Source organism: Chryseobacterium lineare (assembly GCF_977014045.1).
The window spans coordinates 117,518-133,233 of record NZ_CDRNIQ010000001.1; the positions used below are offsets into that span (position 1 = coordinate 117,518).

Sequence of the window (15,716 nt, forward strand, 5' to 3'; positions counted from 1 at the left end):
ATGTAACAGACAACTAGCTAAAAAAAGATTTTATGGGAAATATTTTAGATGGCATTGATGATTTTGACGAAGAAAGTAAACGAATGCTTCGTGGAAGTCGTATCATCCAATTTGCAGAACTCGAAAAAGGAATTTATGGAAGTGCTAAAGCCCCTTTTGAAGGAATAAGAACCAATAAAACATTTGATGAAATTTCTAATGAAATTGCATTAAGTACACCTTTTGGGAAAGAAAGCGTGTTCTATAGAGAATTAAGAGAAATAATAACAGGTCAAATACCGAAACTGTAAGTTATGGGCTATTGGAAATATGAAATCGTACATGATTACAATGCTACGAAACTCATCAAAGAATTCGAGGAAGAAAACTTGACACTCAAAAATTCAATAGGAGCCGAAGATGATGAGACAGACTTTATTGTGTATGCAGAAAAAGACGATCACACCATTAATCTGGGAAGAGTATTGCTCATAAAGATGAGCGATGCAATGGTAAAGTATCATCATGAGTATAAAGGTACGGAGGATCTGTCGAAATATTGGGCAAAATATATTTATGAACAATGCAAAAGCAATAAAACATTCTGGTTTACAGAGGATGAAATTGCCGGAGCTTTTTTAGAATCTGTAAAACGGCAGACGAAATTAATTTCTAATGTCTCGGCTTTAGATATCGAAAACTTTATCAAGAAAATAACAGAAAGTATTTCGGATTCTTTCCGCAAGGATGAACGGTTTTCCAGGGAGCAGTGGGATCCTACACTGAAATCTGATGAATATCTATTTGCACAGCCTGAGAAGGCAGTAAATATCTTTATACAGAGATGTGATTCCTTAAAAAGAATGCTTAAAAAAGTTACGGATCAATTAGAAATTTTAAATTCTTTTAAATTATTTGGTAAGGAAGTTAAAATACAGCCCCTGGACGATATCATAAAAGGAATTGACGAGCAAATAAAAAGCGTTGAAGAATTTAAAAAATGGCTAATTGAAAAAAGGGATGATATTAAGCTGACGATCCCGTTCCTTTGTGGAGTATGGAATGGTTTGGTAGAATTTGTTGGCGGATTTTTGGATCTCGCTTTGTTAGCGGTTAATATTACCGTTAGCGATCTGGCGGGAGGAGAAACTAATCTGGAATTTTTAGAAATAAGAGAAGGAGTGGAAGAAGCTTTGGGAGCTGTTCTTAAAGACCCTACCAAAGTTTTTAAAGATGCAATAGAAGGCATTAAAAATTATAAAAATTCCCGTTACGACGATCCTAAATTAAATGAATACCAAATACAGCATAATGAAGGAGAGGATCTTATTTTGGCAATAGATCTTATTGTAACGATCATTACTATAATAAAAGGTATTGCGAAACTTGCTCGACTTTTATCTAATTTTACGAAGTGGATTGATGATGTTTTGGCGAGAGGAGGAAAAGGGGCTATAAAAGTTGAAGAAGCTTTGCAAAAAGCCAAACGGATTGAATTATTTTCTAAAATTGTAGGAAAACCTATAAGCAAAGAATTACTTAGAGAATTACAAGATGAATTTAAAAAACTCGGCGGAGATTTAGTATATGATAAAAATTCTTTTGAGTATATAGCATCACGAGAGAAGGTCTATAATGAAGAAATTGAAGCACTTACATTTAATGAAGAACTTATATATCTTAATAAAAATGCAACAACTTCAGCTGTATATGAGGAATTAATTCATGCTGAACAATTTAGAAGTGGAAAGTATAATGATTGGGTAAACAAATATAATAATATTATTGCTGAAAACTTAATGGAAAAAGAAGCGGCAGAAGAACTGTTGGAAAATGCAACAAAATGGAATTTACCAAAAGAAGAAGTAAAATTAATAAAAGAAAGATTAGAATATTTTACAAACGAATTAAATAGATTAGATTATGACAAATAAAATAGAAGTGCTTGAAGTATTTAATTTATCGAACAAAATAATTTTTGTAGTAAAAGTTGAGGGAAAATATTTGATAAATGATAAATATCAAAACTCTGAAAATAATTTAGTATTTATTTTAAAAGGAGTAGGAATGGAGAATAATCCTAATAGTGAAAGTAAGTCTATTTTAGTAGAGATCTTAAACGAAAATTATTCATTAGAAGATTTTAAAGATAAAATTTTCATCAAGAAAGATTAATTCCGCAAAGAAGCTGTCCAAAAAGGGCAGTCTTTTTTTATTTACTCAAAAAGTATATTGATGATGCTATTAAAATATGTAAAGAAAGAGGAATTAACCTTGAAATAAAATGATAGATAATACACATCCTCGCTTTAATGAACCAGACTATTTAGGAGGATTCAGAATCACAAATGAAAAAAATAAGGTAATTTTAAGTTTAAGGCCAGAATGTCCAAAGATAACCTGGCATCATGAGAGAAGACATTTGGAAGATTTTTTAGAACTAGGCTGGAAAAGATATAGTAAAATTTCTAAAACAACTCCTTGGAAACATGAAGAATCTGTATGGAATTATATTCTTAAAAACAGAAACAAATGGAGCGAGCCTGAATTGGTAGATGCGTATTTGTATTATCAAGACTATGTAAGAAGAAAAACTTTAAGCAAAATAAAAATTGAAATTAAAGAAATGGAAGATTTAGGAAAAAAATTAGGTTTAATAAAATAATTTTAAAAATGAAATTAACAGAAGATCAAGTAAAAGAAATAACAGCAAAAGTTCATAAAGATTTAAATTTAACACACAGCAATAAGTATCCAATTGAATTTATCTACATTTATAAGAATGATGAGCATAACAGATTTGGGATTGACTATTGGTCGACAGGTTATGACTACCGAGACCCGGAAGCAGTTGGAGATGAGATTAACTATGGAGAATTTCCAGAATACATAATTTCTATTGATGATGAAAAAGGTGAAGCTTTTGCGTATCATTATTACACTGGGCATATCCGAATAAAACTAAATGAACAGGGAAATTATGAAGTTGTGGGAAAATTATACGATTACAAAGAAAAATAATTAAATCTATAAACCTCTGAAGCGACAGGCTTCAGAGGTTTTGTTTAGCTGAGTTTTTATCTAATTTTACGAAATGGGTTGAAGAGGTTTTAGTAAGAGGAGGAAAGGGTGCAAAGAGAGTTGAAATTGCACTACTAAGAAGAGGGAAATATTTGGGGCAGATTCTTGATGATGCAGATTTTATAAAGATAGAAAGTTATCTGAAACAGTTAAAAGTAGAATTGCAAATTGGAAAAGGAGCCGGAGCTTTTGAAATAGAAGGATTCTTCCTTAAATCAGGAAATCCTTTAATGTTGGAAGCTCATAATGCAGCAATGTTCGTTACAGATGGAATAAAAATGAAATTGATTTTACGTGAAAATGCTACAATTTACGAAACATTACATGAATTAATGCATATGCGAGATTGCCAGAAGACAGGGATGAAAGAATTTATGTATACATCTCCGGTAAAGCGGGAGAAATTTGTGTATGATAAAATGATAGAACACTATAAGTATTTGAATAGAGAAGAATTAAAGCACGCTGAATGGTATATTAATGAAAAGTATAGACAATTTGGAGTAACAGATAATGCGGGTGTAAGCTACCCAATTTTGTGACCATTCTAAATGATAGATTCTTTCATTTTTTGTTTATATTTTTTAGGGCTTATATTTCCTAATGCTTCGTGCGGTCTGTTGTAATTATATTCTATCCACCACTGATTTGCTTTTTCTTCGGCATCCTGTAGATTTTTAAAGACATACATATTGAGAAGCTCATTTCTACAGCTTTTATTCAGTCTTTCAATAAGGCTGTTTTGTGTAGGTTTCCCTGGTTGTATATAATGGATCTCTATTTTATTTTCCTGAGCCCATAGCTGAAGATTTTTAGATATAAACTCAGGGCCATTGTCAACTCTTATGCGTTTAGGCTTACGCCCTTGTTGTTTTAACTGTTCTAAAACTCTCACTACTCTTGCAGAACAGATACTTGTATCAATTTCCATAGACAGTAATTCCCGGTTATAATCATCAGCAATATTTAATATTCTGAATCTTCTCCCGTCATATAAACTGTCGCTCATAAAATCCATACTCCAACATTCATCAGGCTCCAGAGGAATATTGATGTTTTCTTTGATTCTGGTGGGAAGTCTTTTTCTTACCCTTCTGCGAATGCTCATTTTTAAGGCCACATAAACCCTATGAACCCGTTTATGATTCCAAATATATCCCAAATTCCTAAGTTTATGATATAGCTTCCAAAAACCATAACCTGGATGCTCTTGCGAAAGTCTGGTCAGAGCATCAATTAATTCATCGTCGTTCTTTCTGCTTTTGTACCGATAGCTGCGCCTGCTGATACCAATTGTTAAACAACTTTTCCTCTCACTGAAATTATATTTCTCCCGGATAAAGTTGACAATTTCACGCCGTCCAGAAGGCTTTACCACTTTTTTGACAGAACATCTTTTAAAGCTTCAATCTCTAAACATCTTTCTGCATAAAGTTTTTTAAGTTTAGAATTTTCGGATTCCAGATCCCGCATCTTTTGAATATCCGAACTTTCCATCCCAGAATATTTACTCTTCCAACGATAAAATGTACCTTGTGTAATACCATGAGTACGGCATATTTCTATCACACTCTTCCCAAGTTCTTGTTCTTTCAAAATTCCAAAAACCTGACTCTCTGAATACTTACTCTTTTTCATATTTAAATTTAAAGTTTTTTAAAGCAAAAACTCTATCTTTAAATGGATACATTTTCAGGGAAGTTTACACGGGAAATCCTATTAAAGAAAATTTACCATTTGATTTAAAAGATATTCCAAAGAAAAGACAGGAAGTTAATATTAATGTAATTTTAAATTTAAAGTAAATGATAACAAAAGAAAAAGCATTAGAAAATGTAAAAGAATATCTTAAAGAAAGAAAAAGAAACTTTAAAAATATCAATGAAAACTTAGATGAAATTTTTTTTGATATTGCTAGAGAAATACCATATCCATACAGTAAATACTACGAACAAAAAAGGGATATTTATACTATAGCATATTATTGTGAAGGTTATTACGAAGATGAATCTCTTTTTGTAATAGTTGATGCAGAAACGGGAGAAGTCTTATTTACTATGACAGAACACGGTTATGTCGAAGACTGGGAAGAGTAAATCATTCATTTTTAATATATCACTTCAGACTTTTTAATTTCGGAGTTTTTTATACGGGCCATATTCGTATTAAACTCAATGAAAAAAGCAATTATGAAGTTGCAGGGAAATTATACGATTACAAGGAAAAGTAATAAAATTTATAAGTCTTTGAAGCCTTTCATTTCAGAGATTTTGTTTAGCCAACTTGTATCCAATTTTACAAAGTGGATTGAAGAGGTTTTAGTAAGAGGAGGAAAGGGTGCAAAGAGAGTTGAAATTGCACTACTAAGAAGAGGGAAATATTTGGGGCAGATTCTTGATGATGCAGATTTTATAAAGATAGAAAGTGATCTGAAACAGTTAAAAGTAAAATTGCAAATTGGAAAAGGAGCCGGAGCTTTTGAAATAGAAGGATTCTTTCTTAAATCAGGAAATCCTTTAATGTTGGAAGCTCATAATGCAGCAATGTTCGTTACAGATGGAATAAAAATGAAATTGATTTTACGTGAAAACGCCACTGTTTACGAAACCCTCCACGAATTGATGCATATGCGGGATTGCCAGAAGATAGGGATGAAAGCATTTATGCAAAAATCTTTTGTGGAGAGAGAAAAATTTGTGTATGATAAAATGGTGGAATATCAAGAATATCTGAATAGAAAAGAACTTAAGCATGCAGAAGATTACATTAATTGGCATTATGGAAAAGTAGGAAAAACAGATAATCTTGGTAACCCTATTAAAGAAATTTTACCGTTTGATCTGAAAAGTATACCAAGAAAAAGACAGGGCATAAATATTAATACAATAATAAATTTAAAATAACAAAAATGATAACAAAAGAACAAGCATTAGAAAATGCCATTGAATACATTAAAAAACGAAATAGGAATTATGTATATATTGTTACAAAAGAAAAAATTATATATGAAGAAAAAAAATATATAAATTATGGAAAATATGAAGAACAAGAACGGAATATTTATGTAATTAATTATGATATAGAAGGCTATACTGAACCTATTCCACATTTTATTGCAGTAGACGCAGAAACTGGCGAAGTCTTATTTACAGCCACTCCACACGGTTACGTTGAAGATTGGGAGGATTAAAATAAAGTGAATGTAAAAACTTTGAATATGAATAATCATTTTATTCTACAATATAAGAAACGTGATGAAAATGGAGCTTTTATTTTGAACGATAAATACTTTATGGTATATTCCCATAAAATATTGGAAGAATTGGACAAAGCAGAAAATTCTTAATATTTTTGAACCGCTCTTTGCTAAGCGGTTTCACTTTTTGAAAAATTAATATATATTACTTTAACAAATCTACAATTCATAAAAACACAATGATAATATTATCAATTTTGCTTCATATTTTAGGAAACTCTTTCCCCCAAATGGGTTTTGCCAAAAAACAAACAAAATAATCCATTCCTGAAATTATCAGGATTGATTTTTGATTTTTTTATAGCATTTTTACTACTTTTTTTAATTCATTTATTAGCTCCAAAAACTTATTATATTGATAATAAAGATGCAATTTATGGGTTAGAATTTAGCAATACTATGCAGGAATTAGGATTTGAAAATGGTGATAAAATTATTTCAATTAATAATCAGCCTGTCAAAAAAATATCTGAAATTACTAATATGATTTTATTGAATCCCAATTCTATCATAAAAATAAAAAGACAAAATACGGATAAAGAAATAAAAATAACGGATATTGATGTTATGAAAATTATTCAGTCCAAAGGAACTCCAATAAAAGTGAAATTTACACCTAGTATAGAAGAAGGTAAAATTCAGAATATAAAACAAACCAAAGAAAAATTTAGTTTCACAAAAGTTTTAGAAAATTACCAAACTTATACTAAAGGAGCCTATGATTTTATTAATCCAAAGAAAGATTACAAAAAAGTCGGTAGAATTCGTACTGTTCCTAAAGATTTTAGTGGACAGTTGTCACTATTACCTTTTTGCTGTCTCGTTGTCGGAATTATGAATTTATTACCATTACCTGGATTCAGTTTAGGCAATTTTGTTATTTCAATTATAGAATTAAAAAGAGATGAAAAATTTAATCTCAAAAAGAAAAATATTGTGGGTTGATGTTTGATTTTCATTGTAATTCTATTTATTTTCTTGCTTAATATTTAAAAACTATTGAAAAAGTATATTTACAACTATGCAGAAGTTCTTGTAGGAATTTCAATAAAATAAATTCAATGTTCCTCTCAACCACATGATTTCCACCCATCCCAAAAATAAAATCCACCACAAATTTGCGCACCCAATTTTTTAAAAGTAATTTTGCATGAATCTAAAATAAAAGTAAAATATGTCAACTTACGTAGTTGTAGGTCTTCAGTATGGAGATGAAGGTAAAGGAAAAATCACGGATGTTTTATCGGCAAAATCGGATTATGTGGTGCGTTTCCAGGGTGGAGACAACGCAGGTCACACGGTGTATGTCGGGGATGAAAAATTCGTTTTACACCTTCTTCCATCGGGAGTTCTTCAGTGCAAAGGGAAATGTATCATTGCTAACGGAGTAGTGGTAAACCCTAAATCTTTCATTAAGGAGGTTAATCAGATAGAAAATAAAGGGCTGAGAACAGACCATATTTTTATCAGCAGAAGAGCGCATGTCATCATGCCTTACCATATTCTTTTGGATACATACCGTGAGGAAGAACATGGAGGAACGCAGATCGGAACCACCAAAAAAGGGATCGGACCTTGTTACGAAGATAAAATCGCAAGAGTAGGAATCAGAATGGTAGATCTTCTGAATCCTGAGATTTTAAGAGAAAAAATCGAGAAAAACTTAAAAATTAAGAATTCTCTTTTCGAAAAATATTTCGGAAAACCGACATTGGACGTTGAAGAAATGTACAACGAATATGTAGAGATCGGAAAACAGCTTCAGGACAGAATTGTTGATACGGAATTAGAATTAAACGAAGCGATTCAGGAAGGTAAAAATGTTTTATTTGAAGGAGCGCAGGCTTTGATGCTTGATATCGACTTCGGAACGTATCCGTACGTAACTTCATCTTCTCCGTCAACAGGCGGTGTCTGTACAGGAGCTGGAGTTCCGCCAACTTCCCTTCAGAATCTGATTGGTGTTGCAAAAGCATACTGTACAAGAGTGGGTAACGGACCTTTCCCATCTGAATTAGACAATGAATTAGGAGAGAAAATCAGACAGATCGGTGGTGAGTTCGGAGCGACAACAGGTAGACCTAGAAGAACAGGTTGGTTGGATCTTGTTTCTTTGAAACATGCTTGTATGATCAATGGTATCAATAACTTAGTAATTACTAAACTGGATGTTCTTACCGGAATCGATACCATTAAAATCGCTACCCATTATAAAACGGAAGATGGAAAAATTATTGATTATTTCACTTCTTCTACTACAAAATTGTACGATTACGAAGCAATTTACGAAGAGCTTCCGGGCTGGACAGAAGATATCACGAAAGCAAGAAGCTACGATGAGCTTCCTGACAATGCTCAGAAATACATTGAGTTTATCGAAAAATATCTGGGAATCAATGTTTATTTAGTTTCTGTTGGTCCTGAAAGAAGTCAGAACATTATCAGAAAAGAATTATTCTAAAATATTTTTTATTAAGAATTATCATTAAGGCTGTCGTCAGACAGTCTTTTTTTTGAATTAGTTGATAATTAAATAAATGATACTAGATAATAAAATTTTATGAACATTCTTTTATTTTGAATCTGATTATGGTTTCATAAATTTATTATTTCGAACATAGTTAAATTTTAATATTATCATATAAATTTTTAAAATGGTATAATTTTAACAAATTTATGGCAAATATTTTGATGTTAAATTAGTAACCATGGATTAAAAGTGATAAACTGATAATCTGAATTTAACAATTAAATATTTATAAGGATGAAACACATGCATCAGAATCAGGAATTTCGTTTTAATGAAGTTCTTTTTGAGCACCGCAACAAAGAATACGGTGCCTACGTACTAAGAAATGAATCGGATAAAATTTTAACAAAAGCACTTTTTATAGGAGTAAGCTTTTTGGCTGCGGTTTCTTTGACGCCACTTGTAATTAATTTATTTAAAAGTGAACCTGTTATTGATCGTAATATTCATGGCGGAGAGCATATCTTTAAGCCGGTTGATATACCGGAAAAAGATCCTCTTGCAAAAGTGAAACCACAACCAGCTCCTGAAAAAATAAAAACAATTGATAAAACTGTACCGGAGCCTAAGGCGATTGTGACTAATGAGAAAAAAATAATAACTCCTAAAGATGAGCAAAATGCGGTGGCTGGTGTACAAACGTCAGAAGGAAAAGAAGTTCCTACTGTAAAATACGTTCCAATTGCGCCACCTGTTACTCATGGAGGAGGTGTACAGCAGGTAGAACCACCTGGCACACAGCCAAAAGAAGATAATTCTCCTAGAGTTTCTGTCGATGTAGAGGCAAATTTTGTCGGAGGACTTGATTCATTCAGAAATAAGGTAATGAACAATTTCGATGGATCAGGATTTGAATCCGGTGATGTAATGAAAACGACAATTACTTTTATTGTTGAGAAAGACGGTACAATTTCAGGCATCAAAGCCGATGGAAAAAACGCTGATTTTAACAGCGAAGCGATGAGAACAATCAGAAGTATTAAAGGAAAATGGGTACCTGCCAAAGTGAACGGACAACCCGTAAGAAGCTACTTCAAATTCCCGATATCTATGAAGTTCGATAATTAAAAATAAAATTAGATCTAAACAGTTATCCACAAATATTTTTTTTTGTGGATAATTTTTTTTATTGTTAAAAGGCTTATTAACAATATTTTAACTCATTTTTCGTTTTATCGGTTCATTAATAGCAAGGAAAAATGTGTATTTTTGAAACTTAAAGTTCTAAGAATGGCAAAAATCATAGGTATCGCTAATCAGAAAGGAGGTGTTGGAAAAACAACAACAGCTGTTAATTTAGCCGCGGCATTAGGGGTATTGGAAAAGAAAATATTAATCATTGATGCTGATCCTCAAGCTAATGCAACTTCAGGTTTAGGAGTTGATGACGTTCAGTATTCTACATACAACCTTTTGGAGCACAGTGTTGATACAAAAAACTGTATCAAACAGACCGCAACTCCTAATCTGGACATTGTTCCGTCTCATATTGACCTTGTAGCGGCAGAAATCGAGTTGGTTGACAAGGAAGACAGGGAATATATGCTGAAAAAAGCGCTGCAGCCCGTAAGAGATGATTATGACTATATTATTATCGACTGTGCGCCGAGTTTAGGACTTATTACAGTGAATGCACTTACCGCTGCAGATTCTGTGATCATCCCGATTCAATGTGAATACTTCGCACTGGAAGGACTTGGAAAGCTTCTCAATACCATCAAAAACGTACAGAAAATCCACAATAAAGATCTTGATATCGAAGGTTTACTGCTTACAATGTACGACAGCAGACTGAGATTGTCTAATCAGGTTGTAGAAGAAGTAAATGCGCACTTCCCAGAGATGGTTTTTGAAACGATTATCAGCAGAAATGTACGATTAAGTGAAGCGCCAAGTTTTGGTGAAAGTATTCTGAACTACGATGCGGAAAGTAAAGGTGCGGTTCAGTATATTCAGCTTGCAGAGGAAGTTTTGTTGAAAAATGAAAAATTAGTAAAGAATTAAAAGCCGATAGCGATACGCTACATGCTATAAAAATATGAAGGATAAAAAAAGAGCGATGGGACGTGGTTTGGGTGCTATTCTGAGTGCTGAATCCAAAGCAACGATCAATTCTGCAACCGATGAAGGAGCAGACAAGTTTGTAGGGAATATCGTGGAAATTTCCTTGGAAGATATTTATCCAAACCCAACCCAGCCAAGAACTTATTTTGACGAAAAAGCATTGAATGAGCTAGCTCAGTCTATCAAAAACTTAGGGGTAATACAACCTGTTACTTTAAGAAAAGATGGCGAGAAGTTTGAAATCATATCAGGGGAAAGACGATACAGGGCGAGTAAAATAGCTGGTCTTGAGACGATTCCTGCCTATATCCGTCTGGTAAATGACCAAGAGCTTCTCGAGATGGCGCTTGTTGAAAATATCCAGAGGGAAGATCTTGATGCGATTGAAATTGCGCTTACTTATCAGCGATTGATGGATGAGATTGGTCTTACTCAGGAAAACCTCAGCCAAAGAGTAGGGAAAGACAGAAGTACGATCACCAATTCAATCAGGCTGTTAAGATTAAATCCGGATATTCAAAACGCGATCAGAAGCGGAGAGATTTCTGCGGGACACGGAAGAGCGATTATCAGTCTTGAAAATGAAGAACATCAGCAAATTCTTTTTGATCTCATCATTAAGGAAAAACTGAATGTCCGTCAGACCGAACAGGCTGCTACAGCGTTGAAAAATCCGAAATCTGCAGCGGCAAAAAGAGCAAAAGCCGAGCTTTCCAATAATTATAAAAGAGCTCAGAAAACAATCGCGGATTTACTGGATGTAAAAGTAGAAATCAAAACCTCCGGAAACGGTAAAAAAGGTAAAATTGTTCTGGACTTCAAGAATGAAGACGAGCTGGAATATATTTTATCTCATATTAAATAAATGAAAAAATTACTTTTCACATTTTTTCTGTGTCTTTCCGTAATTGCCTTTTCTCAGGTGAATCCCAATGACACAATCCGGGTAGAACATCATCCGAAGGATAGCGTGTCTGTAGAAAAAAATAATACGAAGACAACGGAAAATGTAGTTTCGGACCTGGAAGGAGCGAACGGACCGACCAATAAAACGCTTAAGCTTAATCCTACAAAAGCAGGACTTTATTCTGCCGTTCTGCCGGGATTAGGACAATTCTACAATAAAAAATACTGGAAAGTTCCCATCGTATGGGGTGCGGTGGGTGCCGGTGTAGGTATCGCTGTATGGAATGATAATCAATACAAAAAATACAGGGAATATTATATTGCTAAACTCAACGGAACTCCTAATCAGTTTGTAGATGAACATCCGTGGCTTGATAAAGTTGCCTTGGGAAATGCCCAGGACAGAGCCAAAAGGCAGCGGGATTATGCGATCGCCATTACAGGATTAATCTATATTTTAAATATTGTGGATGCTGTTGTGGATGCGCATCTCTACGAAAGCCGTCACGACCCGGATCTGTCATTCAGTCCGGCTGTCATTCAGGATCATTATGGAATTACTCCTCCGAAAACTGGTATCAGTTTAAGTTATAAATTTTAATAAAAAAATATAAAACTGCTTTAATTAAATATGCCTTTGCTGAGTGAAACGCCTTTGCGAACGAAAATATGAAGGATGATTTTGAACAAAAACTTTGCGATCTTTGCGTTAAAAATATAAGCAGACAAACAAATAAAATATGAAAATAGCACTTGTTGGATACGGCAAAATGGGCAAAATCATCGATGAAATTGCCACTAAAAGAGGTCATGAAGTGGTTGCCAGACTCAAAGAAACTCCAACTGCTGAAAATCTTAATAATGCGGATGTTGTCATTGAATTTTCGCTTCCGGAAGTGGCTTACGAAAACATTAAAGCCTGCCTTGAAAATAAAATTCCTGTCATCTGCGGAACAACCGGCTGGCTTGAGAAAAAGCCTGAAATTGAGCAATTGGCCGTTGAAAATGAGACGGCTTTCTTATATGGTTCTAATTTCAGTTTAGGCGTTAATTTGTTTTTTGCTTTAAATGAAAAGCTTGCAGATTTGATGAAAAATAGGGATGAATACTCTTGTCAGCTAGAAGAAATTCATCACATTCACAAGAAAGATGCCCCGAGTGGAACAGCAATTTCTATTGCGGAAGGCATTTTTAAAAACAATCCGAAATTTGATTCGTGGAAACTAGAAGAAACTCAGGGGAATCAGCTTGGGATTTTTGCCATCCGTGAAGATGAGGTTCCGGGAACGCACAGTGTGTTTTACAGAAGTGATGTAGATGAAATTGAAATTAAACATAAGGCGTTCAATAGAAATGGTTTTGCATTAGGAGCGGTAGTCGCCGCAGAATGGATTAAAGATAAAAAAGGAAATTTCACAATGCAGGATGTTTTGGGACTTTAGTTTGTAACAAAATTCCTACATTGCAAACTAATTAGCAGTAAATGATCAGCAATACAGAATTACTCATTGCCCATTACTCATTACTTATATTATAGATTAGGCACAAAAATTTATGAATTATTTTTTAACTTATACAGTTTACGTTCTCATTTTGTCTGTACTGATGGGGATTTCTACCTGGAAACTGTTCAAAAAGCTTGGGTACAATCCTTTGTTTGCTTTTATTCCTTTTTACAATTATTTTATTGTTTTAAAAGAAACCAAACATCCGAAATGGTGGGCGATTTTGTCTTATTTACCAATCGTAGGACCCATCATGATGTCGGTGTTTCATTTATATTTAATGAAAAAATTCGGGAAAATACTTTTTAAAGACAAACTTCTTACGGTAATTCTCCCGTTTATTTATATGGCAACGGTGAACTACAGCAAAGATGTTGAGCTGGAAGATGAAAATGAATTATTCCTGACAGATGAAGAAAAGAGTGAAAAAAAGAAAGACTCTTTCATCGGATCTGTTACTTTTGCCGTAGTCTTTGCAACGATCATCCACGTTTTTGTAACGCAGCCTTTCGGAATTCCTACAGGATCTATGGAAAGAACTTTATTGGTGGGTGACTTCCTTTTTGTGAATAAATGGAGCTATGGTTACAGACTACCGATGCGTCCTTTAGCTATACCATTCCTGCAGGGAACCATTATGGATACCGGTGAAAAAGGTAATCCTAAAGACGATCCGAAATCTTATGTAGACGCTGTAAAACTGCCTTATGAAAGAATTTTGCAGTTTAATAAACCGCAGAGACATGACGTAGTTGTTTTCAATTATCCTCAGGACTCCGTGCATACGGCAATTGACAGAAAAGATCCTTACGTAAAGAGATGTGTTGCCGTTGCTGGTGATACTTTCGAGATGAGAGCCGGAAGACTTTACGTGAATGGAAAACCGGAAACTATTTTAGGGGATCAGGAAATTCAGCATGCTTATACCGTTAATACAGGAACTCAGTTAGATATTCCAAGTTTATACAATACTTATGGATTCTTACCTGTAAGAGAAATGCAGGATGAAAAAAACGGCGGATTTGTTTATATATTCCAAGGTCTTACAGATAAGACAGCTAAAGATATTAAAGCCCTTCCGAATGTAATCAGCATGGAAGAAAACATTTATCCTAAAGATTCTGCTACAATTTCTTATAAATTAAATGCTGACAAAACAGCTTATACAAAAAGTATTGATACTACCCAGTCAATTTTTCCAATCAACAAACCTTGGAATCAGGATTGGTATGGACCTCTAAGGATTCCTAAAAAAGGTGATGTTGTCACACTTAATCAGGAGACTTTGCCAGAATACAAATGGATTATTTCTAAATATGAGCACAACAGCTTAGAAAATAAAAACGGAAAAATTTTCGTCAACGGAAAAGAAACGAATCAATATACCATTCAGCAGGATTATTATATGATGATCGGGGACAACAGAGATGCTTCTTTAGATGCGAGATTCTTTGGTTTCGTTCCTGAAGAAAATATTGTAGGAAAACCAATGTTTACATGGATGAGTTTGCAGGGTGCTTTTGCAGATAATTCTTCATCCTATCAGGCGCCATTCAAAATCCGTTGGGACAGAATGTTTAAAGCAACCAATACAGGTGAAGCCAATAAAACTTCGTACTGGTGGATTGCAGCGATGATTCTTATTTTATTCTTTGGGTGGGAATATTTCGTTAAATTATTTAAAAAGAAAAAAACAGAAGACGATTTATAATATCTGATGTTTAGAAATAAAATATTTAATAGAGTTCTCCTTACAGGAAGCTTTGTTGTAACGCTTTTAATTATTGCAAAACTCTCCGGGGTTTTGCAATATGCTTATGTACCACAGGCTGGTGGTGAACCTAATATCAAAAAAGGCTCATTTGTAATAATTACTAATATCCTTCCTTATGAAAAATTTAAATTACTGACCTACAATCAGGATAGACAAGAATTTGGTAAAGGTGTTTATGTCCAAAGGTTAGTGGGAACGGAAGGAGATAAGGTTGAGATTAAAAATGGAAATCTTTTGGTAAATAATAAGTTAGCAAGAACGGGAATTAATTTAAAACATTTATATAAAATTGACAGAGCTTTTGTCAATGATTTGATGTTAAAAGGAATATCAGAAAATGAATTCTATCAGTTTGATAATGATTATTTCCTGACTAACCTAAGTGAAAACGAATTGAATGATAATTTCTTTTATGAGAGGTTTATTAATCCCAATCCTGATCCGGAGATTGCTAAAATGTATCATAAAAACTGGAATGCAGACAATTTCGGGCCAGTAACAATTCCTCCGGGAAAAGTCTTTTTTCTTGGCGACAATCGAAATGCAAGTTTAGATTCAAGATATGTGGGATTTATTGATGAAAATGAAATAACCGGAAGAATTATTTATCCTAAAAATTAA

19 protein-coding genes are annotated in these 15,716 nt (G+C 33.5%); 18 read left to right on the top strand and 1 reads right to left on the bottom strand.

What is annotated here, in order from left to right; genetic code table 11:
* Positions 1 to 32 precede the first annotated feature (32 nt).
* From ACWNCI_RS00470 to ACWNCI_RS00495, 6 genes are all read left to right on the top strand, one after another.
* Complete coding sequence (locus ACWNCI_RS00470) at positions 33 to 290, top strand: hypothetical protein (RefSeq protein WP_449386726.1); 258 nt, start codon at positions 33 to 35, stop codon at positions 288 to 290.
* A 3-nt stretch (positions 291 to 293) separates the two neighbouring features.
* Complete coding sequence (locus ACWNCI_RS00475; RefSeq protein WP_449386727.1) at positions 294 to 1,913, top strand: hypothetical protein; 1,620 nt, start codon at positions 294 to 296, stop codon at positions 1,911 to 1,913.
* Positions 1,903 to 2,154: a hypothetical protein gene (locus ACWNCI_RS00480; RefSeq protein ID WP_449386728.1), complete on the top strand. Its 252-nt coding sequence runs from the start codon at positions 1,903 to 1,905 to the stop codon at positions 2,152 to 2,154. Before ACWNCI_RS00475 ends, ACWNCI_RS00480 begins: the two co-directional genes overlap by 11 nt.
* Before the next feature lie 109 nt (positions 2,155 to 2,263).
* The gene (locus tag ACWNCI_RS00485; RefSeq protein WP_449386729.1) at positions 2,264 to 2,644 is read left to right on the top strand and encodes a zincin-like metallopeptidase toxin domain-containing protein; all 381 of its coding nucleotides are present in this window, start codon (positions 2,264 to 2,266) and stop codon (positions 2,642 to 2,644) included.
* A gap of 8 nt (positions 2,645 to 2,652) precedes the next feature.
* Positions 2,653 to 3,000 (top strand): hypothetical protein, encoded by a 348-nt coding sequence (locus ACWNCI_RS00490; RefSeq protein ID WP_449386730.1) that lies wholly within the window; start codon positions 2,653 to 2,655, stop codon positions 2,998 to 3,000.
* 152 nt (positions 3,001 to 3,152) lie between these two features.
* On the top strand, positions 3,153 to 3,602 hold the full coding sequence (locus tag ACWNCI_RS00495; protein ID WP_449386731.1) for a zincin-like metallopeptidase toxin domain-containing protein: 450 nt from the start codon (positions 3,153 to 3,155) through the stop codon (positions 3,600 to 3,602).
* A 5-nt stretch (positions 3,603 to 3,607) separates the two neighbouring features.
* Here the strand turns inward: ACWNCI_RS00495 and ACWNCI_RS00500 are convergent.
* Positions 3,608 to 4,698, bottom strand: a protein-coding gene (locus tag ACWNCI_RS00500) for an IS3 family transposase (protein WP_449386732.1) whose coding sequence is annotated in 2 segments (ribosomal slippage) — positions 3,608 to 4,446 and positions 4,446 to 4,698 — 1,092 coding nt in all. Because the reading frame shifts where the segments join, the coding sequence is not laid out codon by codon here.
* Positions 4,699 to 4,865: 167 nt separating this feature from the next.
* On the opposite strand from ACWNCI_RS00500, the gene ACWNCI_RS00505 reads away from it, so the two are divergent.
* The 12 genes from ACWNCI_RS00505 to lepB (ACWNCI_RS00560) all read left to right on the top strand — a co-directional run bounded on the left by ACWNCI_RS00505 (position 4,866) and on the right by lepB (ACWNCI_RS00560) (position 15,716).
* Positions 4,866 to 5,156 carry a hypothetical protein gene (locus tag ACWNCI_RS00505; protein WP_449386733.1) on the top strand — a complete coding sequence of 97 codons (291 nt, stop codon included), beginning with the start codon at positions 4,866 to 4,868 and terminating at the stop codon, positions 5,154 to 5,156.
* A gap of 150 nt (positions 5,157 to 5,306) precedes the next feature.
* Positions 5,307 to 5,963 carry a zincin-like metallopeptidase toxin domain-containing protein gene (locus ACWNCI_RS00510; protein ID WP_449386734.1) on the top strand — a complete coding sequence of 219 codons (657 nt, stop codon included), beginning with the start codon at positions 5,307 to 5,309 and terminating at the stop codon, positions 5,961 to 5,963.
* 5 nt (positions 5,964 to 5,968) lie between these two features.
* Positions 5,969 to 6,250, top strand: a complete 282-nt coding sequence (locus ACWNCI_RS00515) for a hypothetical protein (protein WP_089999615.1) — start codon at positions 5,969 to 5,971, stop codon at positions 6,248 to 6,250.
* A 303-nt stretch (positions 6,251 to 6,553) separates the two neighbouring features.
* Complete coding sequence (locus ACWNCI_RS00520) at positions 6,554 to 7,261, top strand: hypothetical protein (protein ID WP_449386735.1); 708 nt, start codon at positions 6,554 to 6,556, stop codon at positions 7,259 to 7,261.
* A 229-nt stretch (positions 7,262 to 7,490) separates the two neighbouring features.
* Positions 7,491 to 8,777 carry an adenylosuccinate synthase gene (locus tag ACWNCI_RS00525; RefSeq protein ID WP_346986173.1) on the top strand — a complete coding sequence of 429 codons (1,287 nt, stop codon included), beginning with the start codon at positions 7,491 to 7,493 and terminating at the stop codon, positions 8,775 to 8,777.
* Positions 8,778 to 9,080: 303 nt separating this feature from the next.
* Complete coding sequence (locus ACWNCI_RS00530; protein WP_449386736.1) at positions 9,081 to 9,914, top strand: energy transducer TonB; 834 nt, start codon at positions 9,081 to 9,083, stop codon at positions 9,912 to 9,914.
* 162 nt (positions 9,915 to 10,076) lie between these two features.
* Entirely contained in the window at positions 10,077 to 10,850 is a 774-nt protein-coding gene (locus tag ACWNCI_RS00535) for a ParA family protein (RefSeq protein WP_449386737.1), read from the top strand.
* A gap of 34 nt (positions 10,851 to 10,884) precedes the next feature.
* Positions 10,885 to 11,775 (top strand): ParB/RepB/Spo0J family partition protein, encoded by an 891-nt coding sequence (locus ACWNCI_RS00540; RefSeq protein WP_042721810.1) that lies wholly within the window; start codon positions 10,885 to 10,887, stop codon positions 11,773 to 11,775.
* Complete coding sequence (locus ACWNCI_RS00545) at positions 11,776 to 12,417, top strand: DUF5683 domain-containing protein (protein ID WP_449386738.1); 642 nt, start codon at positions 11,776 to 11,778, stop codon at positions 12,415 to 12,417.
* 139 nt (positions 12,418 to 12,556) lie between these two features.
* Positions 12,557 to 13,258 carry a 4-hydroxy-tetrahydrodipicolinate reductase gene (gene dapB / locus ACWNCI_RS00550; RefSeq protein WP_449386739.1) on the top strand — a complete coding sequence of 234 codons (702 nt, stop codon included), beginning with the start codon at positions 12,557 to 12,559 and terminating at the stop codon, positions 13,256 to 13,258.
* A gap of 112 nt (positions 13,259 to 13,370) precedes the next feature.
* Entirely contained in the window at positions 13,371 to 15,032 is a 1,662-nt protein-coding gene (gene lepB, locus ACWNCI_RS00555; RefSeq protein WP_449386740.1) for a signal peptidase I, read from the top strand.
* Positions 15,033 to 15,038: 6 nt separating this feature from the next.
* Positions 15,039 to 15,716, top strand: coding sequence for a signal peptidase I (gene lepB / locus ACWNCI_RS00560; protein ID WP_449386741.1), 678 nt, complete (start codon positions 15,039 to 15,041; stop codon positions 15,714 to 15,716).